The sequence below is a fragment of the Henriciella litoralis genome (assembly GCF_002088935.1).
Classification (GTDB): domain Bacteria; phylum Pseudomonadota; class Alphaproteobacteria; order Caulobacterales; family Hyphomonadaceae; genus Henriciella; species Henriciella litoralis.
On record NZ_NCSS01000004.1, the window covers coordinates 1 to 25,871 of the forward strand.

Consider the following 25,871-nt stretch of genomic DNA (forward strand, 5'->3'; position numbering starts at 1 on the left):
GTCTTACTTCTTGACCGAAGAGACGACGCCGGCACCGACGGTGCGGCCGCCTTCGCGGATGGCGAAGCGCAGGCCCTGGTCCATCGCGATTGGCGCGATCAGCTCAACGTCCATTTTGACGTTGTCGCCTGGAAGAACCATTTCCTTGTCCGCTGGAAGCTGGACAACACCCGTCACGTCCGTCGTACGGAAGTAGAACTGTGGACGGTAGTTGGTGAAGAATGGCGTGTGACGGCCACCCTCTTCCTTGGTCAGGATGTAGGCTTCAGCTTCGAACGTCGTGTGCGGCGTGATCGAGCCTGGCTTACAGAGAACCTGGCCGCGCTCAACACCCTCACGGTCGATACCGCGGATCAGCGCGCCGATGTTGTCGCCAGCCTGGCCCTGGTCGAGCAGCTTGCGGAACATTTCAACGCCCGTAACGGTCGTCTTCTGCGTGTCGCGGATACCAACGATCTCGACTTCTTCACCAACCTTGATGACGCCCGTCTCGACGCGGCCGGTCACAACCGTACCACGGCCGGAGATCGAGAACACGTCCTCAACCGGCATCAGGAATGGCTTGTCCAGTGGACGCTCAGGGGTCGGGATGTACTCGTCGACAGCTTTCATCAGCTCGAGGATCTTCTCCTTGCCGATCTTCTCGTCGCGGCCTTCAACAGCAGCGAGTGCAGAGCCGGAAATGATCGGAATCTCGTCGCCCGGGAAGTCGTAGGACGACAGAAGTTCACGAACTTCCATCTCGACGAGCTCAAGAAGCTCCTCGTCGTCAACCTGGTCGACCTTGTTCATGAAGACAACCATCGCAGGCACACCGACCTGCTTGGCCAGCAGGATGTGCTCGCGGGTCTGCGGCATTGGGCCGTCAGCTGCGTTCACAACCAGGATCGCGCCGTCCATCTGAGCCGCACCGGTGATCATGTTCTTCACATAGTCAGCGTGACCCGGGCAGTCGACGTGAGCGTAGTGACGGTTTTCCGTCTCATACTCAACGTGTGCGGTGTTGATGGTGATGCCGCGTGCTTTTTCTTCAGGGGCGTTGTCGATGTCCGCATAGGACTTCGCCGCGCCGCCATAAACTTCTGCAAGCGTCATCGTGATCGCTGCTGTCAGCGTCGTCTTGCCGTGGTCAACGTGACCAATCGTGCCGATGTTTACGTGCGGCTTGTTCCGCTCAAACTTTGCCTTGCCCATGGAGCTTCTCCTTCGCTCTAATTCTATCTATCAACCGAAATTCCGCGCATGGACCGCGAAGGGCCCGATGCGCGGATCTATCGTTAGCCTGCCAGATCCTGAACGATCTTCTGGGCTTCCGCCTTCGGAACTTCAGCATAGTGATCGAACTGCATCGTGAACTGCGCACGTCCCTGGGACATGCCGCGCAGGTTCGAGACGTAGCCGAACATATTCACCAGTGGCACGAAAGCGCCGATGGCAACTGCGTTACCACGTGGGTTCGAGCCCTGGATTTGTCCACGGCGGGAGTTCAGGTCACCAATCACATCGCCCATATAGTCTTCAGGCGTGATGACTTCGACCTTCATCACCGGTTCCATCAGCTTCGGATCAGCGGTCGTGCGAAGCTCACGGAAAGCAGCTCGCGATGCGATTTCGAAGGCGAGGACCGAGGAGTCAACGTCGTGGAATTTGCCGTCAATCAGAACAGCCTTGAAGTCCGTCACAGGATAGCCGGCCAGAAGACCGTTTTCCTTGGCCTGCTCGAGACCTTTCTGGACACCCGGGATGTACTCTTTCGGGATCGAACCACCGACAATTGCGCTCTCGAAGACAAAGCCTGAACCAGCCTCAAGCGGCTCGAACTGAATTTTGACCTCAGCGAACTGACCGGAACCACCCGACTGTTTCTTGTGGGTGTAGTTGATTTCGGTCGGACGGCCGAGCGCCTCGCGGTAAGCCACCTGTGGCTGACCGATATTGGCTTCGACCTTGAATTCGCGCTTCAGACGATCGACGAGAATGTCGAGGTGAAGCTCGCCCATGCCCTTCATGATGGTCTGACCGGACTCGATGTCGGTCTCGACGCGGAAGGATGGATCCTCAGCAGCCAGACGCTGCAGGCCGATGGACATCTTTTCCTGGTCAGCCTTCGATTTTGGCTCAACCGCGATTTCGATAACCGGATCAGGGAACGTCATCGTTTCCAGAACAACTGGATCGGACTTGTCGCAGAGCGTGTCGCCCGTCGTCGTTTCCTTCAGACCAGCAAGCGCGATGATGTCGCCAGCAAACGCTTCCTCGATTTCCTCACGGTTGTTCGAGTGCATCATCATCATCCGGCCAATGCGTTCCTGACGACCCTTGGTCGAGTTCAGCATGGAGCCACCTTTGGTGACCGTACCGGAATAGATGCGCAGGAAGGTCAGCGAACCAACGAACGGGTCATTCATGATCTTGAAAGCAAGACCGGAGAATGGCTCGCTGTCATCAGCGTGACGCGGGATGTTGCGAACTTCTTCTTCGTCGCCCGGCTTGAAGCCCATATAGGCTGGCACGTCGAGTGGACCTGGAAGATAGTCGACAACAGCGTTCAGCATTGGCTGCACGCCCTTGTTCTTGAACGCGGAACCGCAAAGAACCGGCACGAACGACATGGACAGCGTGCCCTTACGGATCAGCTGGCGCAGCGTATCGACGTCAGGCTCTTCGCCTTCCAGATACGCTTCCATGATTTCTTCGTCCATTTCGACGGCGATCTCAACGAGCTCAGCGCGCATCTCTTCGGCTTTCGCCTTGAGGCTGTCGCGAATGTCGCGGAGCTGCCAGCTGGCACCAAGGTCAGAGCCTTCCCAGACCCATTCCTTCATGGTGACCAGGTCAACATGGCCTTCGAGTTCGGTTTCCGAACCGATTGGCAGCTGGATCGGCGCAGGGATCGCACCGGTACGCTCTTTGATCATCTTCACGCAGTTGAAGAAGTCAGCGCCGGTCTTGTCCATCTTGTTGACGAACACGATGCGCGGAACCTTGTAGCGGTCAGCCTGACGCCAGACGGTCTCGGTCTGTGGCTCAACACCGGCGTTTGCGTCGAGAACGCAGACAGCGCCGTCAAGAACAGCCAGCGAGCGCTCGACTTCAATCGTGAAGTCAACGTGTCCGGGCGTATCAATGATGTTGAAGCGATACTTTGGCGAGAGAGCCTGCTGGCCATCTTCCGTACGCTCCCAGAACGTGGTCGTCGCAGCAGAGGTAATCGTGATCCCACGCTCCTGCTCCTGCTCCATCCAGTCCATCGTCGCGGCGCCGTCATGGACTTCGCCGATCTTGTGCGATTTGCCGGTGTAGAACAGGATGCGTTCAGTGGTCGTCGTCTTGCCGGCATCGATGTGGGCCATGATGCCAAAATTGCGATAACGCTCCAGCGGATAGTCGCGGGCCATAGGGATTACCTTTGTTGTCTGTTTCCGGGAGGGAACGGATAAATTGTGTTTACCAGCGGTAGTGCGAGAAGGCGCGGTTAGCTTCCGCCATGCGGTGCGTGTCTTCGCGTTTCTTCACAGCCGTACCACGGCCTTGCGAGGCATCCAGAAGCTCACCAGCGAGGCGTTCACGCATGGTGTTCTCGTTGCGGTTGCCAGCAGCCGATGCGAGCCAGCGAATCGCGAGCGCCTGACGGCGTTCCGGACGAACTTCAACTGGCACCTGATAGGTCGCACCACCAACGCGGCGCGAACGGACTTCTACAGCCGGGGAAATGGCTTCAAGCGCAGAGTGGAACACCTCAACAGGGTCCTTCTTGGCTTTTTCTTCGACCAGATCGAAGGCACCATAAACGATGCGTTCGGCGGTCGATTTCTTACCGTCCTGCATGATCTGGTTCATGAACTTCGAGATAACGATGTCCTTGAACTTCGGATCAGGAAGAACGAGGCGTTTTTCAGCGCGGTGACGACGTGACATGCTCTATGACCCTTATTTCGGTTTCTTCACGCCGTAATGCGAGCGGCGTTGCTTACGGTTCTTGACGCCCTGCGTATCGAGGACACCGCGGAGGATGTGGTAACGGACACCCGGAAGGTCTTTGACGCGGCCGCCGCGGATCAGGACAACAGAGTGCTCCTGAAGGTTGTGGCCTTCGCCCGGGATGTAGCAAAGCGATTCAAATCCGGTGGTCAGGCGCACCTTGGCAACCTTACGAAGCGCCGAGTTCGGCTTCTTCGGGGTCGTTGTGTAAACGCGCGTGCAGACGCCGCGACGTTGTGGATTGCCCTTGAGGGCTGGTGTCTTGGACCGCGCGGGCTTTGGCTTGCGCGGATTGCGGATAAGCTGTTGAATCGTGGGCATGAGGGCCTTTTTGCTTCTTTCTAACATGGCCCCATCGGACCAGTTCAAACCAAGATAGCCCGGTTGGGCCATAAGCTTGACCCACCGGACCATCAATTCCGTACTATGCCAGCTTTACAGCGCCCTGTCGGGCCGCCGGAGGTGATAAGAATATCGCCTCAGCCAGCGTTCGGCGCGTGTTAAGACCCTGCAGCCGTCCCGTCAAGTCTCTGCAACGGGCACGGCTGCGATATGGGTCTTTGCAACTGCAACTATTCGGCTGCGTCGGGAGCCGGCAGAGCTGCCGCAGCAGCCTGTTCGGCGGCCTGACGCCGCTTCGCCTTGAGCTTGGCATCGCGAACGCCCGCAATCCGGCGGAAGTTGCGCATGCCACCACCTGTACCGGCGGGAATCAGCCGGCCGACGATGACGTTCTCTTTCAGGCCTTCGAGTGTGTCGACCTTGCCCTGAAGGGCAGCTTCGGTCAGCACACGCGTCGTTTCCTGGAAGGAGGCCGCGGAGATGAAGCTGCGCGTCTGCAGGGACGCCTTGGTGATCCCCAGCAGGACCGGGACACCAATTGCTTCACGCTGGTCTTGCTTGCGCGAGCGGCGGACCGCTGCGTTCGCTTCGTCCAGCTCCATAAGGTCGACATGCTCGCCCTTGAGCAGCGTTGTCGTGCCTGGATCGGTGATTTCGATCTTCTGCAGCATCTGGCGAACGATCACCTCGATGTGCTTGTCGTTGATCGGAACACCTTGCAGGCGGTACACCTTCTGGACTTCGTCAACCAGATAGTTGGCCAGCGCTTCGATACCGAGTGAGCTCAGAATGTCCTGAGGCGCCGGGTTACCGTCGACAAGGTATTCGCCGCGACGGATGAAGTCGCCATCCTGGAACGAGATGCGCTTGTTCTTCGGCACGAGGTATTCTGCCGATTCTGCGCCCTCTTCTTCCGGGATAATGCCGATCTTGCGCTTGTTCTTGTAGTCGCGAAGGTACGACACGCGGCCATCGATATCGGCGATGACAGCATTGTCCTTCGGACGACGTGCTTCGAACAGTTCAGCAACACGCGGCAGACCACCGGTGATGTCCTTGGTCTTGGCACCGCCGGTCGAGGTCCGTGCAAGGCTGTCGCCTGCGCCGATCTCATCGCCATCATTGATGGAGAGAATGGCGCCTGGTGACAGCAGGTAGCGAGCCTCAGTGCCGTTGGCGAGCATTTTCGGCTCACCCTTGTCATCGACGATCAGGACGGACGGGCGAAGGTCATTGCCCTTGCTCGCACGGTAATCAACGATCACGCGGGAAGAGATACCCGTGGCTTCATCGGTCTCGTCGCGGGCGGTCATGCCATCGACAACGTCGATTAGCTTGGCCGTACCCGGCACTTCCGAGATCAGCGGCTGTGCGAACGGATCCCAATCAGCAAGCTTGTCGCCTGGCTTCACCTTTGCGCCTTCCTTGGCGTAGAGGCGTGTACCGTAGCTTGGCTTGAAGGTCTGACGGGTGCGCCCGTCTGCATCGACAACCGATACCGACATCTGACGACCGACAACAACAAGCGTCTTGTCCGACTTGGTGACCGTGTCGCCGTTCTCGAAGGTGATCTTACCTTCGAAAGCCGACTCGACGGAGGAGTCTTCAGCCACGGAGGCCGCGCCACCAATGTGGAACGTCCGCATCGTAAGCTGCGTACCTGGCTCACCGATCGACTGGGCCGCGATAACGCCGATGGCCTCACCCCGGTTAACGATCGTACCGCGCGCGAGGTCACGGCCGTAACAGGCGACACAGACACCGATCTTGGTTTCACAGGTCAGCGGTGAACGGACCTTGATCTCGTCGACACCGGCATCCTCGACGGCCTGTGACAGGGCTTCGTCGAGATAGGTGTTTGCCGGGCAGACCAGTTCTTCGGTCTTCGGATTGATGACGTCCTGTCCGGTGGTCCGGCCTAGAATACGCTCGGCCAGTGGCACAACGATATCAGCGCCTTCCATGACAGCCGACAGCATGATGCCGTTCTCAGTGCCGCAATCGTCTTCATTGACGATACAGTCCTGAGCCACGTCAACGAGGCGGCGTGTCAGGTAACCGGAGTTAGCGGTCTTCAGAGCGGTATCAGCCAGACCTTTACGAGCACCGTGGGTCGAGTTGAAGTATTCAAGAACGGTCAGGCCTTCCTTGAAGTTCGACACGATTGGCGTCTCGATGATCTCGCCGGATGGCTTGGCCATCAGGCCGCGCATACCAGCCAGCTGCTTCATCTGGTTCTTCGAACCACGTGCACCGGAGTGCGCCATCATGAAGACCGAGTTGGTTTCTGCCAAGCGGCCCGTTTTCGGGTCGATTTCGGCTTCGCCAGCAGCATCCATCATGGCATCGGCAACCTTGTCGGTACAGGTCGACCAGGCATCCACAACCTTGTTGTACTTCTCACCGCGAGTGATGAGGCCTTCAGCGTACTGACGCTCGTATTCGGAGACCTGCTCACGCGTGTCCTCAACGAGTTTCGCCTTGGCAGCCGGGATCTTCATGTCGTCCTTACCGAACGAGATACCGGCCTTGCAGGCTTCCTTGAAGCCAAGCGCCATCAGCTGGTCACAGAAGATGACAGTCGCCTTCTGACCACAGTTCCGGTAAACCTCGTCGATCAGCTTCGAGATGGCCTTCTTGGTCATCAGATCGTTGACGAGCTCGGCGCGCATGCCCTTCATCTTCGGCAGAAGCGAAGCGATCATGTAGCGGCCCGGCGTCGTCTCGATGACGCGGATCTCTTCATTGCCCTCTTCATCAACACCCTCGAAACGGGCCTTGATCTTGGCGTGAAGCGAAAGCTTGCCGCTTTGCAGAGCGTGCTCGAGCTCGGCCACATCGGAGATGGCCATGCCCTCGCCTGGCTCTGCATCCTTGTCGAGTGACAGGTAGTAGAGACCCAGAATGATATCCTGCGACGGAACGATGATTGGCTTACCGTTGGCTGGCGAGAGGATGTTGTTCGTCGACATCATCAGCACGCGGCACTCAAGCTGGGCTTCCAGCGACAGCGGCACGTGAACAGCCATCTGGTCACCGTCGAAGTCAGCGTTGAACGCGGCACAGACCAGCGGGTGAAGCTGGATGGCCTTACCTTCGATCAGTTTCGGCTCGAACGCCTGGATACCGAGACGGTGAAGCGTCGGCGCACGGTTCAGCATGACCGGGTGCTCGCGGATAACCTCTTCCAGGATATCCCAGACTTCCGGCTTCTCTTTCTCGACGAGCTTCTTGGCCGCCTTGACGGTGCCAGCGAGGCCCTTGGCGTCGAGACGCGCATAGATGAACGGCTTGAACAGCTCGAGCGCCATCTTCTTCGGCAGGCCGCACTCATGCAGCTTCATGTTCGGGCCAACCACGATGACCGAACGGCCAGAATAGTCGACGCGCTTACCGAGAAGGTTCTGACGGAAACGGCCGTGCTTGCCTTTCAGCATGTCGGACAGCGATTTCAGCGGGCGCTTGTTGGTGCCCGTGATTGTGCGGCCGCGACGGCCATTGTCGAACAGCGCATCAACCGATTCCTGCAGCATCCGCTTTTCGTTACGGATGATGATGTCAGGCGCACGAAGCTCCATCAGGCGCTTCAGGCGGTTGTTACGGTTGATGACGCGGCGATAGAGGTCGTTGAGGTCAGACGTTGCGAAACGTCCGCCATCCAGCGGCACCAGCGGACGAAGGTCCGGCGGGATCACTGGAACGATCGTCATGATCATCCACTCAGGCTTGGCGCCCGAAGCAAGGAAGGCCTCAACGACTTTCAGCCGCTTGGAGTACTTCTTCGTTTTCAGTTCGCTGGTCGATGCGGCGAGGTCGTCGCGCAGCGTGTCAGCAAGCGATTCCAGGTCGAGACCGCGCAGCAGTTCGCGAACAGCTTCAGCACCGATCATGGCGGTGAAAGCATCTTCGCCATGCTCGTCCTGAGCTTCCATATACTCTTCTTCGGTGAGCAGCTGGTTTGGCTCGAGCGGCGTCAGGCCGGGCTCGATGACCACATAGCTTTCGAAGTAGAGAACGCGCTCAACATCCTTCAGCGCCATATCGAGCAGCGTCGAAATACGGGAAGGAAGCGATTTCAGGAACCAGATGTGCGCAACCGGGGCGGCAAGGTCGATATGACCCATGCGCTCACGGCGGACCTTGGCGAGGGTCACTTCAACGCCGCATTTCTCACAGACAATGCCGCGATACTTGATGCGCTTATACTTGCCGCAAAGGCATTCGTAATCCTTGATCGGACCAAAGATACGAGCGCAGAAAAGGCCCTCACGCTCAGGCTTGAACGTACGGTAGTTGATGGTTTCCGGCTTCTTGATTTCGCCGGATGACCAGGACCGGATCTTCTCCGGGCTGGCAATGGAAATCTTGATCGCCTCAAAGCTCGGGGCTGGGGCGTTCTGGTTGAAGATGCTGGTGACGTCTTGGCGCATATTTTCCGCTCCTCGGGAGGGGTGTGGCCGAGCCTGAACCCGACCTAGAAAAACTTAGTCTCTAATCATTCTAGTTGCCAGATGGCGGCCTATTGGGCCGCCACCGGCGATTCATCATCATCCTCATTGGCCTCGATCAATTCGACATTGAGACCAAGTGAACGCATTTCCTTGATAAGCACGTTAAAGCTTTCCGGGATACCAGCCTCGAAGGTGTCATCGCCGCGAACAATCGCTTCGTACACTTTCGCGCGCCCTGCCGTGTCATCCGACTTCACAGTCAGCATTTCCTGCAGGGTGTAGGCCGCACCATAGGCTTCCAGGGCCCAGACTTCCATCTCGCCGAAGCGCTGGCCGCCGAACTGGGCCTTGCCGCCGAGAGGCTGCTGGGTAACCAGTGAGTATGGACCGGTCGAACGGGCGTGGATCTTCTCGTCCACCAGGTGGTGAAGCTTCAGAAGATACTTGTAGCCAACGGTAACAGGCCGCTTGAAGCTTTCGCCGGTACGTCCGTCAAACAGGGTGACCTGACCGGACGAATGAAGCCCTGCCCGCTCAAGCATCTCAACGATGTCGGTTTCGCGTGCACCGTCGAAGACAGGCGTTGCGATCGGCACACCATTGGTGACGTTGTTCGCCAGCTCGACGATCTCTTCATCGGTTTCCGGAAGCTCTTCTTCCTTGCCGTAGACCATCTGGACGGTCTCACGAAGCGCCTTGGCATCGTGATTTTCGTTCCACTCATCAAGCGCGTTCTGGACAACCCGGCCCAGACCGTTTGCGGCCCAGCCCATATGGGTTTCGAGAATCTGACCAACGTTCATCCGCGACGGCACGCCGAGCGGGTTAAGAACGATATCGACAGGCGTCCCATCTTCCAGGAACGGCATGTCTTCGGCCGGATTGATCTTCGAGATCACACCCTTGTTGCCGTGGCGACCAGCCATCTTGTCACCTGGTTGAAGCTTACGCTTCACGGCCAGGAAGACCTTGACGACCTTCATCACACCCGGTGGCAGATCATCGCCGCGCTGAACCTTGTCGACCTTGTCGTTGAAGCGAGCATCAAGCTCGGACAGCGACTGGTTGAAACGGGTCTGCAGCTGATCAAGCTCGCCTTGAGCCTTCTCGGACTGAAGCGCGATTTCCCACCACTGCGACTCGCGCAGTTCGTTGAGGGCTTCATCGGTGATCTTGCCAGCCTTGAAGCCTTTCGGCCCTGCCGCAGCATCCTTGCCGACCAGAAGCTCACGAAGACGCGCAAACGTGTTGCGCTCCAGAATGCTCTGTTCGTCTTCTTTATCTTCCTGCAGCTGTTCGATCTGCTCACGCTCGATCTGAAGGGCGCGCTGGTCCTTGTCGATCCCGTGACGGTTGAAGACGCGAACTTCGACAACCGTGCCGGCGCCGCCCGGAGGCACGCGCAGCGACGTATCGCGAACGTCAGAGGCTTTCTCACCGAAGATAGCGCGGAGGAGTTTCTCTTCCGGCGTCATCGGGCTCTCGCCCTTCGGCGTGACCTTGCCGACGAGGATATCGCCAGATTTCACTTCCGCACCGACAGCAACGATACCGGCTTCGTCGAGGTTACGCAGGGCTTCCTCGCCGACGTTTGGAATGTCGCGGGTGATTTCTTCAGGGCCGAGCTTCGTATCACGGGCCGCAATCTCATACTCTTCAAGGTGGATCGAGGTGAAGACGTCGTCTTTCACGATCCGCTCGGAGATGAGGATGGAGTCCTCGAAGTTGTAGCCATTCCACGGCATGAACGCGACGAGCACGTTACGGCCGAGGGCCAATTCACCGAGATCGGTCGATGGACCGTCTGCAATGATGTCACCAGCGGTCACAACATCGCCCACGCGCACAATCGGGCGCTGGTTGATGCAGGAGTTCTGGTTCGAACGACGGAATTTGGCGAGACGGTAGATATCGACGCCGGACTGGGCCGAGTCGATGTCTTCGGTCGCCCGCACAACGATCCGCGTTGCGTCGACCTGCTCGATCACACCTGCGCGGCGTGCCACGACAGCCGCGCGGCTATCACGGGCCACAACAGATTCCATGCCGGTCCCGACAAATGGAGCTTCCGAACGCACCAGCGGCACGGCCTGACGTTGCATGTTCGAGCCCATCAGAGCGCGGTTGGCGTCGTCGTTTTCAAGGAACGGAATGAGGGCCGCAGCAACCGAAACAACCTGTTTCGGCGACACGTCCATATATTCGACTTCCTCGCGCGGCACGAGCGTCGCTTCGCCGTTGACGCGGGCGTTGACGAACTCATTGTCGAGCTCACCCTTGTCGTTCACGGTCGCGTTCGCCTGAGCGATCGAGAAGCGGTGCTCCTCCATAGCGGAGAGGTAGACCACTTCGCTTGTCAGTTTGCCGTTCTCAACCTTGCGGTACGGGCTTTCGATGAAGCCGTACTTATTGACGCGAGCATGCGTCGCCAGCGAGTTGATCAGACCGATGTTCGGGCCTTCCGGCGTTTCAATCGGACAGATACGGCCATAGTGGGTCGGGTGAACGTCGCGGACTTCGAAGCCTGCGCGCTCACGCGTCAGACCGCCTGGGCCAAGCGCTGAGAGACGACGCTTGTGCGTAATCTCGGACAGCGGGTTGGTCTGGTCCATGAACTGCGACAGCTGCGAGGAGCCGAAGAATTCACGCACCGAGGCCACAACCGGTTTCGCATTGATCAGGTCGTGCGGCATGACGGTGTCGATATCGACCGACGACATACGCTCCTTGATGGCGCGCTCCATGCGCACCAGACCGATGCGGTAGTTGTTTTCCATCAGCTCGCCGACGGAACGGACGCGGCGGTTGCCGAGGTTGTCGATATCATCGACTTCGCCCTTGCCGTCTTTCAGGTCGAGGATGACCTTCATGACGCCGATAATGTCTTCGCGGCGCAGCGTGCGCATCGTGTCTTCAGCGGCCTCATACTCGTCGAGAGCCATGCCGAGACGCATGTTCATCTTCACACGGCCAACAGCCGAGAGATCATAACGCTCGCCATCGAAGAAGAGTTGGTTGAACAGCGCATCAGCCGCTTCCTGGGTCGGTGGCTCGCCAGGACGCATAACGCGGTAGATGTCGGACAGCGCTTCGAAGCGCGTCTCGTTCTTGTCAGCTTTCAGCGTGTTGCGCAGCCATGGGCCGCGGTCGCCGCCGTCGATGTTGAGGATCTCGATCGACTTGTGGCCCTGCTCGCGCAGTTCAGCCAGCAGTTCTTCTTCGAGAATGTCGCCGGCTTCGCCGAAGATCTCACCGGTTTCACGGTTGACGATATCGCGGCCGAGGAACTTGCCCTCAAGCGCCGTCGAAGGCACCAGCAGCTCATCAGTGCCGCCTTCAGCGATCCGCTTGGCCGCCAGCGCCGTGATCTTGCGATCGGCTGGCGCAACAACCTTGCCGGTTTTCGCGTCGATCAGGTCATAGGCAGGCTTCTGGCCTTTCCATGCCTCTGGGCGGTAGCCCATGATCCAGCCCTTCTTGTCCAGACGGTAGACCGACCGGGTGTAGAAGAGATCGATGATTTCGTCGGTGTCGAAGCCGAGCGCATAGAGCATCGTCGTCGCCGGCAGCTTGCGCTTACGGTCGATACGGATGTTCAGAATGTCCTTGGCGTCGAACTCGAAGTCGAGCCATGAGCCACGGTAAGGAATAATCCGGGCCGCAAACAGAAGTTTGCCGGACGAGTGCGTCTTGCCCTTGTCGTGGTCGAAGAAGACGCCCGGCGAACGGTGCATCTGCGAGACGATCACACGCTCTGTGCCGTTGACGATGAAAGTGCCCTTGTCGGTCATCAGCGGGATATCGCCGAGATAGACTTCCTGCTCTTTCACTTCCTTGATGGATTTTGCGCCTGTGTCTTCGTCGATGTCGAAGACGACCAGCTGCAGCCGCACTTTGAGCGGCGCTGCGTAGGTCAGGTCACGCTGCATGCATTCCTGCACGTCAAATTTTGGGGGTTCGAATTCGTAGGAGACGTATTCGAGTGTTGCACGTTCATTGAAATCAATGATCGGGAAAACGCCTTTAAAGACACCACCAAGGCCATCATCGGTCCGCTCGGAGAGCGGCGTGTTCATTTGCAGGAAATGCTCATAGGACGAGCGCTGCACTTCGATGAGGTTTGGCATGTCGATGGCTTCGGGAATACGACCGAAGGATTTGCGGATACGTTTTTTTTCCGTGAAAGAAAGAGCCATCATTTGTTCCGTTTCTTGCTACCTGAAGCCTCTCGAGAGCCTCGGCAGCTTGCCACCTGAAACGCGAGCACGCGGCAGGACCTGAATGATCCCGCCGCGCAGTGTAATCTACAGAGATCGCGCCTCGCGCAGACACAATCCCATAATAAGCAAGCCTGACTGGCTTACTTGATTTCAACCGTAGCACCGGCCTCTTCGAACTTCTTCTTGAGTTCTTCGGCTTCGTCCTTGGAAACGCCTTCCTTGATTGGCTTCGGAGCGCTCTCGACGAGGTCCTTGGCTTCTTTCAGGCCCAGGCCAGGCACGACTTCGCGCACAACCTTGATGACGTTGATTTTCTTGTCGCCGCCACCGGTCAGGATGACGTCGAATTCTGTTTTCTCTTCTGCAGCTGCGCCGGCGTCGCCGCCTGCAGCTGGGCCAGCCATAGCAACGGCTGCAGCCGCTTTGATGCCGCGCTCTTCGAGGTAATCGTTGAGTTCTTTGGCTTCGAGGATGGTGAGGCCGAGGAGCTCATCACCGAGTTTTGCAATATCTGCCATTTGTCTGATCGACTTTCTAATACAGGATTTGAGGTGTTCTGGTTTCGCGTTGATATCTTGACGTTAGGCCGCTGCCTGCTCGCCGATGACTTCGATCGCTCCAGCAAGTTGTTGCCCAGGCGCGTTGAGGCGCTGTGCAATCTGGCTGGCTTGACCTGTCAGGCGGACGACGACGGTTGCAATCAGCTCTTCGCGCGATGGCAGTTTCGCAAGCGCTTCCACGCCGCTTACATCCATCACATCGGAACCCATCACGGCGCCGATAAGCTTCAGCTTGTCGTTATCCTTGGCGAACTCGGTGGTCGCCTTTGCAGGAACGGTTGGGTCCTCTGCATAAGCAATGGCCACCTGGCCCTTGAAAAGGTCGGTTGCCGCATCGCCGCCTTTGCCCTTCAGGGCAATCTTGGCAATCCGGTTCTTGACCACTTTAAGCCGCCCACCTTGCTCGATGAGCTTGGTCCGCAGCTTCGTCAGTTCCGCAACGCTCAAACCGGTGTAATGCGTGACAACGACTGCGCCGGAATTCTCGAATACTGTTTCGAGGTCCGCGAGTGCTGCCTGCTTTCCAGCTCTGTCCATTACGGTTCTCCAGTTAAGGCGTCCGGCCCATCCGGGCGCCCGGGAATTCGCCTTCCACGGCTAGTGCCGCTTCCAGCGCCTGCCCAGGGCCTGGCGAAAACCAGACTGGCCGAAACAGATCGCTCCGACAGCCTCTATACTCGCCTCACCCCGTCTATATGGGAATTAAACACCTTGCGGCGCGACCCATGGTCTTGGACAGGAAAACGGGAGGCCTCCGAACTATTCGGTGATCTCCCGTCAAGCCGGACCTGTTAACGTGAAATTTCTGGCGTCGCAACCCCTCCCCCGCACAAAATCACATGCGGTAGGTTGGCCTCGCTAGATTGGGATTAGACATACTCCCAATCCCCCTGAAACGCAAACACCCGGACCTTTCGGCCCGGGTGCTCACAATCAGATATGCGGTCGTTTACTCGACAGCGATGGCCTCTGCCGTATCAACCTGGACGCCTGGGCCCATGGTCGATGACAGCGCAACCTTGCGGACGAACGTGCCCTTCGCGCCGCTTGGACGTGCCTTGACCAGCGCGCCGACGAAAGCCTTGAAGTTCTGCTCAAGCGCATCTTCGGTGAAGCTCGCCTTGCCGATACCGGCATGGATGATGCCCTGCTTCTCGACGCGGAACTCGACAGAACCGCCCTTGGCGTCAGCAACAGCTTTCGCAACATTTGGCGTAACCGTACCGACCTTCGGGTTTGGCATCAGGCCGCGTGGGCCAAGCACCTTACCGAGACGGCCGACAACAGCCATCATGTCTGGTGTTGCGATAACGCGGTCGAAATCCATCATGCCGCCCTGGACCTGTTCCATCAGGTCTTCGGCGCCGACGAAATCAGCACCGGCTTCGCGGGCTTCGTCTGCTTTGGCGTCGCGTGCGAACACAGCAACGCGGACGTCCTTGCCGGTGCCCGATGGCAGCGAGACCATGCCGCGAACCATCTGGTCAGCATATTTCGGGTCAACGCCCAGATTGACGGCGACTTCGATCGTCTCGTCAAATTTGGACGTGGCGTTGGATTTCACCAGCTTGATGGCTTCAGCGACACCGTAGGTCTTCTCTGCTTCCACCGTCGCGTTTGCCGCGCGATAACGTTTTCCGTGTGCCATGTTTCTTATCCCACCACGTTGAGACCCATCGAGCGCGCAGAGCCTTTGATAATCTCTGTTGCGGCATCGAGGTCATTAGCGTTCAGATCGACCATTTTCATTTCGGCGATCTCGCGGCACTGGGCTTCGGTCACCTTACCGGCAACATCCTTGCCCGGCTGCTTGGCGCCTGAGTTCGGCTTGCCGATCTTGAGGCCGGCGGCCTTTTTCAGAAGCACGCTGGCAGGCGGCGTCTTGGTGATGAAGGTAAAGGACTTGTCCTGATAATAGTCGATCACGACTGGAATCGGCAGACCCTTTTCCATCTTCTCGGTCTTCGCGTTGAAGGCCTTACAGAATTCCATGATGTTGATGCCGCGCTGACCGAGCGCAGGACCAACGGGTGGAGACGGGTTGGCCGCACCGGCCGGGATCTGGAGCTTCAGCTGCCCCAGGAGTTTCTTCGCCATGATATCCTCTCTGGCTTTGTAGGGCCGGTGGTCTTTCGATCCGGCCGCCTTTCGTTTGAGGTCCCGTGGTACAGCCCGGCCATGGTCTTATATGGACCGGCACTTCCCACAGACTTTTCACCCATTGCTGGGCGAAGCGCGTCCGTACACACGAAAAGACCCGGCAGGTCAAGCCCGCCGGGTCAGTCGCTGATCTTTCAGATCCAGTCGTAGAGCCTAGTAGCCCTTTTGCTGGATATACTGGCGAATACGCTCACGGCGCGTGGCCGGATTGGGGTGCGTCGACAGGAAGTCAGCTGTGCCTGCGCTACCACCCTTGGCTTCCATGACTTCCCACAGGCGGATCGCCTGACGTGGGTCGTATCCAGCCTTGTGCATGTAGTCGACACCAGCAAGGTCAGCCTCAAGCTCGGCATTGCGGCTGTACGGCAGCACGACGCCGAGATTGGCAGCCACAGAGCCCAGCGCGCCGACCTGGTTGGCATATGCCCCCATGGACGAGCTGTTGGAAAGAACTGCCGTGCCGACCTGTACCGCCGTTGAAGCAGCCGCCGAGCGCGTCGCGCGCTGGTTGGCATGGCGATAGATCGCATGGCCGACTTCGTGGCCAAGGACGGCGGCGAGCTGGTCATCATTCTCCACGATGTCGAGAAGGCCGGTATAAACGCCGACCCGATTGCCCGGCATCACAAAGGCGTTGACCTGATCGGAGTTGAAGACACGAACCTCCCAGCTCTCGCCAGCCTTTGGCGTCGCTGCCGCGATGCGGTTCCAGACGCGCATGACGCGCTGATATTGTGCGCCGCTATTGATCGTAGGCGTCTCGGACTTCAGTTCCTGCCAGGCCGTCGCCGAGAGTTGCGACAGCTGCGCATCGTCATAGGCCGCAAACTGCGTCTCGCCGGTGTATGGGTTGGTCGTACAGGATGCGACAACTGCCACCATCCCGCCTGCTGCCAGAATTGACATGACCGAACGGGAAAGACGTCCGCGTCCCCAACCTGTGCCCTTGCCTGATCCAGTCTTCATCGCGAACTCCAATTCGTTCTCACTCATGCAAATTTCCTCAAAGTGCGGTTGTCATATCCCGACTATGGAAACTCACCAAACGCCAAAGCGTTCAACCGGCCGAATTCTGGGCCGCGCTGGCTGAACCGGACATGAAGGCGCGGGTACCGATGGGGCGTTTCGTCAGGACAGGACGCGCGCCTGCCCAATCCAGTCATCCTGTAAGGGACGGCCGCCGAGGTTCAGCTCTTCATCCACCCAGCGCGCCTGCCCCTCATCCCAGTCGGCAATCTGTGAAAGATGCCAGATGCCGAGATCATTAAGCATACGCTGAAGACGCGCAGAGACGCCGGATATGCGTGTCAGATCATCTGCCCGCCCATTTGGCGAAGGCAGTGAAACCGGACGCGTGACCCCGTCTGCCACAGACGCCGGAGCCCGCTCTGTTTCCGGCTGGCTGCTCGACGCTTCATCCGCCGAGCTCCCGGCTGCAGCAAGCGCCGAGAAGACGCTAGGCCCATCCGCGTCGCCAATAGGTCCAAAACGCGGGCCATTGCGCTCCCGCGAGAATGAGACAGGTGTGCTTGCAACCTTCTCTTCCGCCGGCGCGGGCGCTGCCACGACTGGCTCAGGCTGAGGCTGCGGTGTGTCGGCCTCGCCAAGCTCAGGCGTTTCCTCAAAATAGGCCAGACGCCCTTCCAGATAGCGGTTGCGCCAACGAAGGCGCGCAAGATCCTGCTGAACGGAGCTATCGTCGCCAGCATCAGACAGCGCACTATCTTCCTCTGGTTCCGCAAGCCCCAACTCGAGGAGCTTTTCCTGAAGGCTCTCGACACGCAGCTTTAGATAATTTGTCTGCCAAGCCTGCTTCTGCTGGATCACATCCGGCGCAGGCCCCTCTTTGGCGACGGCGGCAACCGGCGCTTCAGCCCGCGGCGCGTCGCTGGCCTGAGTCCGCGACTTGGCAACACTGTGAAGCTTCAACTCTACTGTATGGATGCGGTCTTCCAGATACTGGTTTCGGGCAATCAACGCGTTGCGGACTGTGTCGGCCTCGCGGTCGCGCGCTGGCGCAGGCTTGGCAGCAGCAGGTTCCGCTGGCGCCGGTCGGCTCGCGTCGGCCCGCAGCGATTCGAGTTCGCCATTGGCTTTCTGAAGCGCGTCCTTTGCTGCCTCAAGTTCGGCAACGGTTTTGGCGTGCTTCTCGGCAAGCGCAGGATCAGCTACGGCACCCGCAGCCTTAGCCGCAGCTTTCTGGCGCCGCTGCGCCTCAAACAGGCTGTCGAGCTCACTGCGCGCCTGATCGCGTTCATGAAAGGCGACGTCGCGGTCCATCAAAGCCCGCTGCTCGGTCTTCGACGGGCGCATGCCCTGAATGATCCACGCAATCACGAATCCCACCAGCAGGGCTGCCGCCAGAAACGCCCAGATATATGTGTGGATCAGTGTCATGCGTGACGCTCCTCAGTGACCATGAAGGCGGGCAACCTGTCAGTGCAAATGAGCCGCTCGGAATTCGGTCGAACCGGCAGCACAAAAGCACAGGCTGCCCCCCCTGATTCCTGCAAAACAGGACAGTGATGCATGCCCTATCAATTGTTTTCAGGCAAGTCTGTGATAAACGCCGCGCATGCAGCCCGCCCTTGAAATCATTTCCAGCTCATCCAACCCGCTGGTCAAAACGCTCCGCAGCCTTGAGCGAAAGAAAGCCCGTACTGAAACCGGGCTCTTTCTGGCAGAAGGCGCGCGCCTTGTAGAACAAGGCCTCGCAGCCGGTTGGGAGCTCGACAGCCTCGTCGTTTCAGCCTCCAGCGCAGAGCGGCCATTCGTCCAGAACCTCGTTCGCCGCGCCGCCAGTTCCGGCACGCGCACGGTGCAAGTTCCTGACAGGCTGGCCGGTCAGATTGCACGTAAAGACAATCCGCAAGCTGTGATCGGCGCCTTCAAACAGCGCCAACGCGCAATTTCCGCGCTCGAAGCGCCAGCTGATTCGCTCTGGATCGGCCTTTATGAGGTCCGCGACCCCGGCAATCTCGGCACCATATTGCGCACTGCAGACTGCGCCGCGCTTTCCGGTGTCCTTCTCATCAATCAGTGCTGTGATCCGTTCAGCGTCGAAGGCGTACGCGCCTCCATGGGATCTGTCTTCGACATCCCGTTCGCAGAGGGCACGTTTGAAGAGTTTCAAGCCTGGCGCACCGACGCCAGTCTCACCGTCAAAGCCGCCAGCGTGAACGGCACCGTCCGCCATACTGAAGCTGACTTCAAACAGCCCTCCGTCATCCTGATGGGCAATGAACAGGCTGGCCTGCCGCCCGAAGTCGAAGCGACGTGCGACACGCTCTGCCTCATCCCGATGCGCGGCGGCGCCGACAGCCTCAACCTCGCACAAGCCACCGCAGTGATGACCTATGAAGCCTGGCGCCAGAGGGATTTCGCATGAAGTATGACAGCACCCTGTTTCTCGCCGATGACTGGTCAGACTACGCCCTGCTCGACAGCGGCGACGGCCACAAGTTCGAGCGCTTCGGCAATCAGAAGATCGTCCGGCCTGACCCGCAAGCCTTCTGGCGCCCACATCGGCCCGTCCAGTCCTGGAACGCCGATGCCTGGTTTGACCCGAAAGCCGGCGACGATGATCGCGGGCAGTGGCGCCGCCTGAACAACAAGGCGCCAGACACCTGGCCGATGCACTGGAATAATCTGAAATTCATGGCGCGGCGCACGCCCTTCCGCCACCTCGGCGTCTTTCAGGAGCATTCGGTGCACTGGGCCTTCGCGCAGGAAAAGCTGAAAGCTGCCGGTCGCCCGACCAAGGTGCTGAACCTCTTTGGCTATACCGGCATGATGTCGCTCGCCTGCGCGGAAGCGGGTGCAGAAGTCGTCCACCTCGATGCCAGCCCCAAATCCAACGGCTTCGGCAAGGATCACCAGAGCCTCTCAGGCCTCGATCACGAAACCATTCGCTGGATCGCCGACGACGCCATGAAGTTCGTCGCCCGCGAAGGCCGGCGCGGCAACAAGTATGACGCCATCATCCTCGATCCGCCGAAATTTGGCCGCGGCACCAATGGCGAGACCTGGAAGTTCGAAGAAGACCTGCCAGGCCTGCTCGACGGCATTTCGGCGCTTCTCGTGGATGACCCTCTTTTCGTCATCCTGACCGCCTATGCTGTGCGCCTGTCGCACATCGCGCTCGCGCAAGCTTTGGGTGACCGGCTGGAAGCCTGGGGCGGGCGCATCGAGATGGGCGAGATGGCCATCCCCGAACAAAAAAGCGGCCGGCTATTGCCGACCGCTATCTGTGCTCGTTGGCGGCCTGACTAGGCCCTAAGCTGCCTCACGCTCCTTGCGAACGCCCAGCTGCTGCTTCACGCGCTCGGCAAGCTGGCGCACATTGAACGGCTTCGGCAGGAATGAAATCTCGCGGTCATCGTCCAGCTGTTTGGCGATATCGCGTTCGGCATAGCCAGACACAAAGATCACCCGTGCTTCGCCCAGATAGGCCTTCGCCTCACGAATAAGCGTCGGCCCATCCATGCCCGGCATGACGACGTCGGAAATGATGAGGTCAAAGCTGCCCGGCTCATCCTCAAGGATTTCCAGCGCCTCTTCGCCATCTCCGGCCGATTCCACTTCATAGCCGCGCGAGATGAGATGCATGACCGCAATATCGCGCAGGCCTTTCTCATCTTCGACCAGCAGGATGCGGCCACGACCGGAAATATCCATCGGGCGTGGTTCGGCAGGTTCGTCATCCGGCCCTGCAATCTCAGGCATCGGAATGTCTTCAGCCTTGAGTGCCGGCAGGTAGATCTGGAACTTCGTGCCCTCACCCACTGTCGAGAGCGGACAGATATAGCCTTCGGACTGTTTGATGATGCCGTAGACCGTCGCGAGACCAAGCCCGGTGCCCACGCCAACATCCTTGGTCGTGAAGAAAGGCTGGAAGATCTTGTTGAGAATGTTCTCAGGAATGCCGTGGCCGGTATCGGCGACTTCGATCAGCAGATAGTCGCCATCGTCAACATAGCCAAAGCCCTGCGCGTGCGCGTCTTCGGCTGACGCTGCCGCCGTGCGGATCGTCAGGCTTCCGCCGGTCCGGCCCGAAAGCAGCATCGCGTCACGCGCATTGGTCACAAGGTTCAGGATCGCCGTTTCAAGCTGGTTCTTGTCCGCCTTGATATACGGCAGATTACGCCCGTGCACAGTCTTGAACTCAATCCGCTCGTCCAGGATCTGGCGGATCAGGATGGAGAATTCTGACAGGAAGTCCGAGACATTGAAAACCTCGCGCTTGAAGGTCTGCTGACGCGCATAGGCGAGCAACATATGGACCAGATCCTTCGCGCGCACCGAGAACTCATAGATGCTCTTGATGTACTCGTAAGACGGGTCACCGACGGGGTGTTTGCTCATCAGCTCATCATTGTTGAGCATGATGCCCGTCAGGACGTTGTTGAAGTCATGCGCGACGCCGCCGGCCAGCTGGCCAATCGCCTGCATCTTCTCGCCCTGCGCCAGGCGCAGTTCCAGCTCGCGCTGCTCGGTCATGTCGATGATGTAGGCCACCGAAGGGCGCCCCATTGCGTCCAGCGTCACGAAGACGTTGACGTGCTTAGGGTCATCACCCGCAAGCTTCAGCCCGACCGGCTTGTCGACCGCATCGACCAGCTTGGCGGCGAGCGCATCAGGTTCTTCAGCGTCTTGCACGAAGAGATCGGCAAAGCGCGTGCCAGGCGCTGACTTGCCGTCGGCGATCTCAAGAAGCGCGCGGTTGGCGTCCATGATAACGGCGCTCTCGACCGAATTGCCTTCAAGGCGCACCGCGCCAAACGGTGCATCGTCAAACATCGGATCACCGCCAGCCTGCGCCGGGCGGCTCGCCGAAGCTGGAAAGCGCCCTTCCCGGCCAAGCCCGGCCTGCGCATTGGTCAGCAAGATGGTGCGTCCCTGCGCCTGAACGCCTTTGCCGGTCCAGGTCGTGATCGTCTGCACCGGCATTTCAACGCCATCGCGGGTGCGGATCATGATGTCGGCGCGGCCCGGCGCGCCGCTCTTGCGGTCCTTGGCCAGCATCCGCACAAACTCAGGGCGCATGATATCGTCGAGGCGAACCTTGTGCGTCGTCTCATGCAGGCCAATCAGCTCACGCACCCAGTTATTGGCATAGGTGATCGTGCCGTCGGGCTTGGCCGCAAAGAAGCCAAGCGGCGCATCTTCAACATAGAGCGCCTTCATGTCGGCGGCCCCTGCCCCATCAACGGCCGCATTGAGCTGACGAAGACGCCAGATCACGCGCTCTCTCGGCAGCGGCGCAACGGTAACTTCGTACTGCACGGGCAGCGCGTCCGGTCCGATCGTGATCGCTGGCAAAATCTCGCGGCGCGATTCGCTTGCCTTTGCCGCCTTGGACAGGCGGAAGACGGGCGCAGCCAGGCCCGGCACAGCACTGAAAATACGGTCAACCGCAACCGGGCTCGCCGAATCCGGCTGGCCCGAAAGCGCAATCTGCGTGAGCTCTTTATAGTGAACGTTCGCCGCAATCGGCGCACCGCCAAGATCGGAAATAAGAACCGCTTCATCCAGCGACTCAATCCAGCCAAAGCGCGGTGAGGCATTCGCAACCGCCTCTTCTGCAGCGCCCTTCTCAGGGAACAGGCCAAGGCGCCGTCCGGCCCCCTTCAGGACCCAGAGCAGGAACACCATACCGCCTGCTGCCATCGAGATCAGAAGCACTGGCCCTGTCCCGCCGACAGCCTGTGGCCAGGCGATGGCGACGCTGGCGGCTGCAACCGCGATCAGGAGGCATCCCCAGAAGGCGAGCTGCAACATGTCCGTCCGGCTCATCTCCGTATCGGGATCCATATCGTCCAGGCTCTCGCCAGCTTTTTCAGTTTCGTTCGAAGCTTGCAGTTTCATTGCGCCAACTCCTGCCGCAGCGGATGTGCGCCATTTCGGCGATTCGCTAAGTTTATACTACCGCCACGCCAATTGCACTGCACGGCCCGGCGGCACACTCGCCGGCATTTCTGGCCGTGAATGGTTAACCAATTCGAAAGAAGTGTTAATTTTTGCCCGCAAAGGCGTGTGGGGCCGGTTTGTCCACGAGATTGTCCACCGTTTCCGCCCTCTCGCTTGCCTAGTGGCCACCATCGCGCCAGTTAGAGGGACACATCAGTTCACTAGCGGGGCCCGACATGCCTGAGATTTTCGGCGATCTTTTCACCACCAGCGGGTTTTTCACGCTGCTCATGCTGCTCCTGCTCCAGGCGGTGCTGGGCTTTGACAACCTTCTCTACATCTCCATCGAATCGAAACGTACCGGCGAGAACGCCCCCATGGTGCGCCGTTGGGGGATCGGCCTGGCGATGGTCTTCCGCGTCATTCTGCTGATCATCATTGTCAGCCTGTTCGGCCTGCTTGCGGAGCCGCTGTTCGCCATCGCCATTCCGCGCGTGTTCGACGGTGAGTTCACCTTACAGGCCCTGGTAACGCTCGCCGGCGGTAGCTTCATCATTTACACAGCCATCAAGGAGATTACCCATCTTCTGACGATTGATGAGGTCGGCGCTCACGGCAAGACAGGCAAGAAATCGGTGACGCAGGCCATCTTGATGATCGTCGCGATGAACCTCGTCTTCTCCTTCGACTCCATCCTGTCAGCGATGGCGATTGCCAACGTCAAGGAGACGATCGATGGCGTCACCGAGACCCGCTATCAGGTCACCATCATGACCATCGCGATCATCGCCTCCGGCATCGTGATGATGCTGATGGCGGACTATGTGGCTGAATTCCTCAAGAGGAACCGGATGTATGAAGTGCTTGGCCTCTTCATCCTGTTCCTGGTCGGCGTCCTGCTGGTGACCGAGGGCGCACACCTTGCGCACATGCACATCTTCACCTTCCCGATCGAAGCGATGTCGAAGTCGAGCTTCTATCTCGTCGTCGGTGTGCTGGTGATCACTGATGTTATCTCAACGAATTACCAGAAGCGGCTCTGGGCCCAGCGCGAACGCGAGCTTAGCTCCCGTCAGGCGGGCGAAACGCCGGCAGATACGCACTAGAAGAATTGAGAGCGCTGCCTATCGCTGGCAGCGCTTCTTGATCCGGATTGCCATACTGTTGCCCTTGCGGCCAACATCACCTTCGAAAGCGACGCGTCCATCGCGGCCGCCTGACAACAGCTCGACCGGTTGGTCGGCTGGCACGCCCAGCAGCATCGTGTCGCCTGGCTTGAGGTTCGACAGACGACTCACCGGCACGCTCAAAGATGCGATGCGGGCCGTCAAAAGCGCGGTCACTGGTGCTTGATGTGCGTTCAGTGGCGAAACGCGGTCAGCAGTCGCTTCCTCGTCAGCGCTCAGTCTCAGCAATGAGATATCGCTTGCGCTTCCGATTGACGGCACCGTGAAACAGAACTCCTCACCGGTATCGACCGGGAGGATGGATTCCAGGAAGTCCGCGTCCGTCTCGATCCCGATAAAGCTGAGATCATGCCCCATCATGGTTGAGAATGGCGCGATCACCGGCTCGAGCAGCGCACAGTCGATTGCGCTCAATTCCCGCGCAGCTGAAACCGGGGCAGATGTCGCGCCGCCGCCGCAAACCACTGTGATCAGCCTGTCCACGACTGAAGGGCTGAGGAAAATAACCTGCGAAATATCGCCGTGGCGTTCACCAAAGCAGAGATAGGCCGCGCCTGCCCCGCCGAGGCGTTTGGTCATCGTCGCTTCGAAACCGTCAAATTCTTGCGCCTTACGAAAGGACAGGGCCGCTTTCAGACCGGCATGCTGACCGAATGCGCGCGACAAGCGCGCTGCAATCCGGCGCCCTTCTGCAGCTGCATAGTCCGGACGGCTTTCAAGGTCCCGGTCCAGATCAAGCGGGCGTTCACCTGACTGTTTGGGTTCATCGGCATTGATCGTCGGCAGATTGCTCGGGCGCAGCAGCGCCTGGATTTCTTCCTTGGAAAGGATGCCGCGTCCGGTCGGCAATTTGAAGTCATCTACAAAACCGGTCGGTGGCACGATGTTTGATCCTCGCTTGCCAGCGCCCTTCGGCGCCGCGTCATCTCCGGGCATATCTCTCATGACAGCCCGCTCGCGCCGTGCGGACATTGACCAATCTTCATCATTTGATGCCGAGCCCTGCATGCCATCCCGCCTTATAGTCCCACCATTAGTGGCTTGCGCTGGTTAATGAGTCGTTAGGATTTCTGAGTCCGTCTGCAGAGAATCGGTGGATTTCGCATATTTTTGGGCGCCCGAAGTAAACAGCAGCGCGCTTAAAATTTACGAAGACGGGGCTGGATTAATCTGTCCGAAACATCCGGGTAATCTTTGATTCGGATTCATATGACATGTTTCAACTCAACGGACCGGCACACAGAACCGCCGGGCGTTGGGTGATGACAAAGAAACGGCAGCGATCGAAAGACGCTGCCGTTTTGATTCAGTTTAGCAAACTTTGTCGCGCTTAGTCGTCCCGGACGGTGCGCTCCTTGCGCTCATGACGCTCCTGGGCCTCCAGGCTCAGCGTCGCTGTCGGGCGTGCTTCCAGCCGGCGCAGGCTGATCGGCTCACCTGTTTCGTCGCAGTAACCATAAGTCCCTTCATCGATACGGCGCAGGGCCGCGTCGATTTTTGAAATCAGCTTCCGCTGACGGTCACGCGTACGAAGCTCCAATGCCTTGTCGCTTTCCGAAGACGCACGGTCGACGACGTCCGGCAAGTTACTAGAGGCTTCCTGCAAATTGTTGATGGTTGATTTAGTCCCCGCAAGGATGTCCGACTTCCACTTCTCCAGACGGGCGCGAAAGAAAGCTTGCTGACGAGGGTTCATGAACTCTTCACCCTCGGTTGGGACATAGTCCTCAGTGCCTGAGTTAGTCATAATATCCATTCCTCCAACAAGGCGGCGCTATAATGCGTGTCGGCCTTTCGCGCAATTCCACATTGCATTTAGCGTAGAAACCATATGGCACCTGAATGCGGCCTGAATTCGCCCGGCTTATGGCGAGCCCGGGAATCAGCCCAATGTCGCCTGCAACCCGCTCTTGCTATCATTTGCGGTCCAGTGCGGTATGAAACTTGCCGGGTATGCCGGTGGTGGTCAGTTCTGTAATCTCAAGGTCAGGTCCTTTATGGCCCGCATTCATTTCCGACGAGATAGGGAGACCAAGGGCGCGTGGCGTCAGGCACTGGTCT

General features: G+C 58.9%; 18 protein-coding genes. 3 read left to right on the forward strand and 15 right to left on the reverse strand.

The window, feature by feature from the left end:
- Window positions 1-3 precede the first annotated feature (3 nt).
- From tuf to B8783_RS00150, 12 genes are all read right to left on the reverse strand, one after another.
- A complete protein-coding gene (gene tuf / locus B8783_RS00095) occupies window positions 4-1,194 on the reverse strand; it encodes an elongation factor Tu (protein WP_084417748.1) in 1,191 nt (396 codons plus the stop codon).
- Between the two features lie 83 nt (window positions 1,195-1,277).
- Window positions 1,278-3,398, reverse strand: a complete 2,121-nt coding sequence (gene fusA, locus B8783_RS00100) for an elongation factor G (protein WP_084417749.1) — start codon at window positions 3,396-3,398, stop codon at window positions 1,278-1,280.
- Window positions 3,399-3,447: 49 nt separating this feature from the next.
- Window positions 3,448-3,918 carry a 30S ribosomal protein S7 gene (rpsG, locus tag B8783_RS00105; RefSeq protein ID WP_084417750.1) on the reverse strand — a complete coding sequence of 157 codons (471 nt, stop codon included), beginning with the start codon at window positions 3,916-3,918 and terminating at the stop codon, window positions 3,448-3,450.
- 12 nt (window positions 3,919-3,930) lie between these two features.
- On the reverse strand, window positions 3,931-4,302 hold the full coding sequence (gene rpsL, locus B8783_RS00110) for a 30S ribosomal protein S12 (RefSeq protein ID WP_018146782.1): 372 nt from the start codon (window positions 4,300-4,302) through the stop codon (window positions 3,931-3,933).
- A 251-nt stretch (window positions 4,303-4,553) separates the two neighbouring features.
- A complete protein-coding gene (rpoC, locus tag B8783_RS00115) occupies window positions 4,554-8,753 on the reverse strand; it encodes a DNA-directed RNA polymerase subunit beta' (RefSeq protein ID WP_084417751.1) in 4,200 nt (1,399 codons plus the stop codon).
- Window positions 8,754-8,842: 89 nt separating this feature from the next.
- Window positions 8,843-12,970 carry a DNA-directed RNA polymerase subunit beta gene (gene rpoB / locus B8783_RS00120; protein WP_084418309.1) on the reverse strand — a complete coding sequence of 1,376 codons (4,128 nt, stop codon included), beginning with the start codon at window positions 12,968-12,970 and terminating at the stop codon, window positions 8,843-8,845.
- Window positions 12,971-13,134: 164 nt separating this feature from the next.
- A complete protein-coding gene (gene rplL / locus B8783_RS00125; protein ID WP_084417752.1) occupies window positions 13,135-13,512 on the reverse strand; it encodes a 50S ribosomal protein L7/L12 in 378 nt (125 codons plus the stop codon).
- Between the two features lie 63 nt (window positions 13,513-13,575).
- Window positions 13,576-14,091, reverse strand: a complete 516-nt coding sequence (gene rplJ, locus B8783_RS00130; protein WP_084417753.1) for a 50S ribosomal protein L10 — start codon at window positions 14,089-14,091, stop codon at window positions 13,576-13,578.
- Between the two features lie 412 nt (window positions 14,092-14,503).
- A complete protein-coding gene (rplA, locus tag B8783_RS00135; RefSeq protein WP_084417754.1) occupies window positions 14,504-15,202 on the reverse strand; it encodes a 50S ribosomal protein L1 in 699 nt (232 codons plus the stop codon).
- Window positions 15,203-15,207: 5 nt separating this feature from the next.
- On the reverse strand, window positions 15,208-15,651 hold the full coding sequence (rplK, locus tag B8783_RS00140) for a 50S ribosomal protein L11 (protein ID WP_084417755.1): 444 nt from the start codon (window positions 15,649-15,651) through the stop codon (window positions 15,208-15,210).
- Between the two features lie 216 nt (window positions 15,652-15,867).
- On the reverse strand, window positions 15,868-16,707 hold the full coding sequence (locus B8783_RS00145) for a M48 family metallopeptidase (RefSeq protein ID WP_084417756.1): 840 nt from the start codon (window positions 16,705-16,707) through the stop codon (window positions 15,868-15,870).
- 135 nt (window positions 16,708-16,842) lie between these two features.
- Entirely contained in the window at window positions 16,843-18,111 is a 1,269-nt protein-coding gene (locus B8783_RS00150) for a hypothetical protein (RefSeq protein WP_084417757.1), read from the reverse strand.
- Window positions 18,112-18,289: 178 nt separating this feature from the next.
- On the opposite strand from B8783_RS00150, the gene B8783_RS00155 reads away from it, so the two are divergent.
- Both B8783_RS00155 and B8783_RS00160 read left to right on the forward strand, forming a co-directional pair.
- Complete coding sequence (locus tag B8783_RS00155; RefSeq protein WP_084417758.1) at window positions 18,290-19,102, forward strand: TrmH family RNA methyltransferase; 813 nt, start codon at window positions 18,290-18,292, stop codon at window positions 19,100-19,102.
- Complete coding sequence (locus B8783_RS00160; RefSeq protein ID WP_084417759.1) at window positions 19,099-19,986, forward strand: class I SAM-dependent methyltransferase; 888 nt, start codon at window positions 19,099-19,101, stop codon at window positions 19,984-19,986. Before B8783_RS00155 ends, B8783_RS00160 begins: the two co-directional genes overlap by 4 nt.
- A 3-nt stretch (window positions 19,987-19,989) precedes the next feature.
- Here the strand turns inward: B8783_RS00160 and B8783_RS00165 are convergent, their stop codons facing one another.
- Window positions 19,990-22,581 (reverse strand): response regulator, encoded by a 2,592-nt coding sequence (locus B8783_RS00165; protein WP_084417760.1) that lies wholly within the window; start codon window positions 22,579-22,581, stop codon window positions 19,990-19,992.
- A 278-nt stretch (window positions 22,582-22,859) separates the two neighbouring features.
- On the opposite strand from B8783_RS00165, the gene B8783_RS00170 reads away from it, so the two are divergent.
- Complete coding sequence (locus B8783_RS00170) at window positions 22,860-23,729, forward strand: TerC family protein (protein ID WP_084417761.1); 870 nt, start codon at window positions 22,860-22,862, stop codon at window positions 23,727-23,729.
- Between the two features lie 18 nt (window positions 23,730-23,747).
- Here B8783_RS00170 and B8783_RS00175 read toward each other — a convergent pair whose 3' ends face one another.
- Together B8783_RS00175 and dksA are read right to left on the reverse strand one after the other, a co-directional pair.
- Window positions 23,748-24,755, reverse strand: a complete 1,008-nt coding sequence (locus tag B8783_RS00175) for a FliM/FliN family flagellar motor switch protein (protein ID WP_169711655.1) — start codon at window positions 24,753-24,755, stop codon at window positions 23,748-23,750.
- Window positions 24,756-25,140: 385 nt separating this feature from the next.
- Window positions 25,141-25,557 (reverse strand): RNA polymerase-binding protein DksA, encoded by a 417-nt coding sequence (gene dksA, locus B8783_RS00180; RefSeq protein WP_084418310.1) that lies wholly within the window; start codon window positions 25,555-25,557, stop codon window positions 25,141-25,143.
- Window positions 25,558-25,871 lie beyond the last annotated feature (314 nt).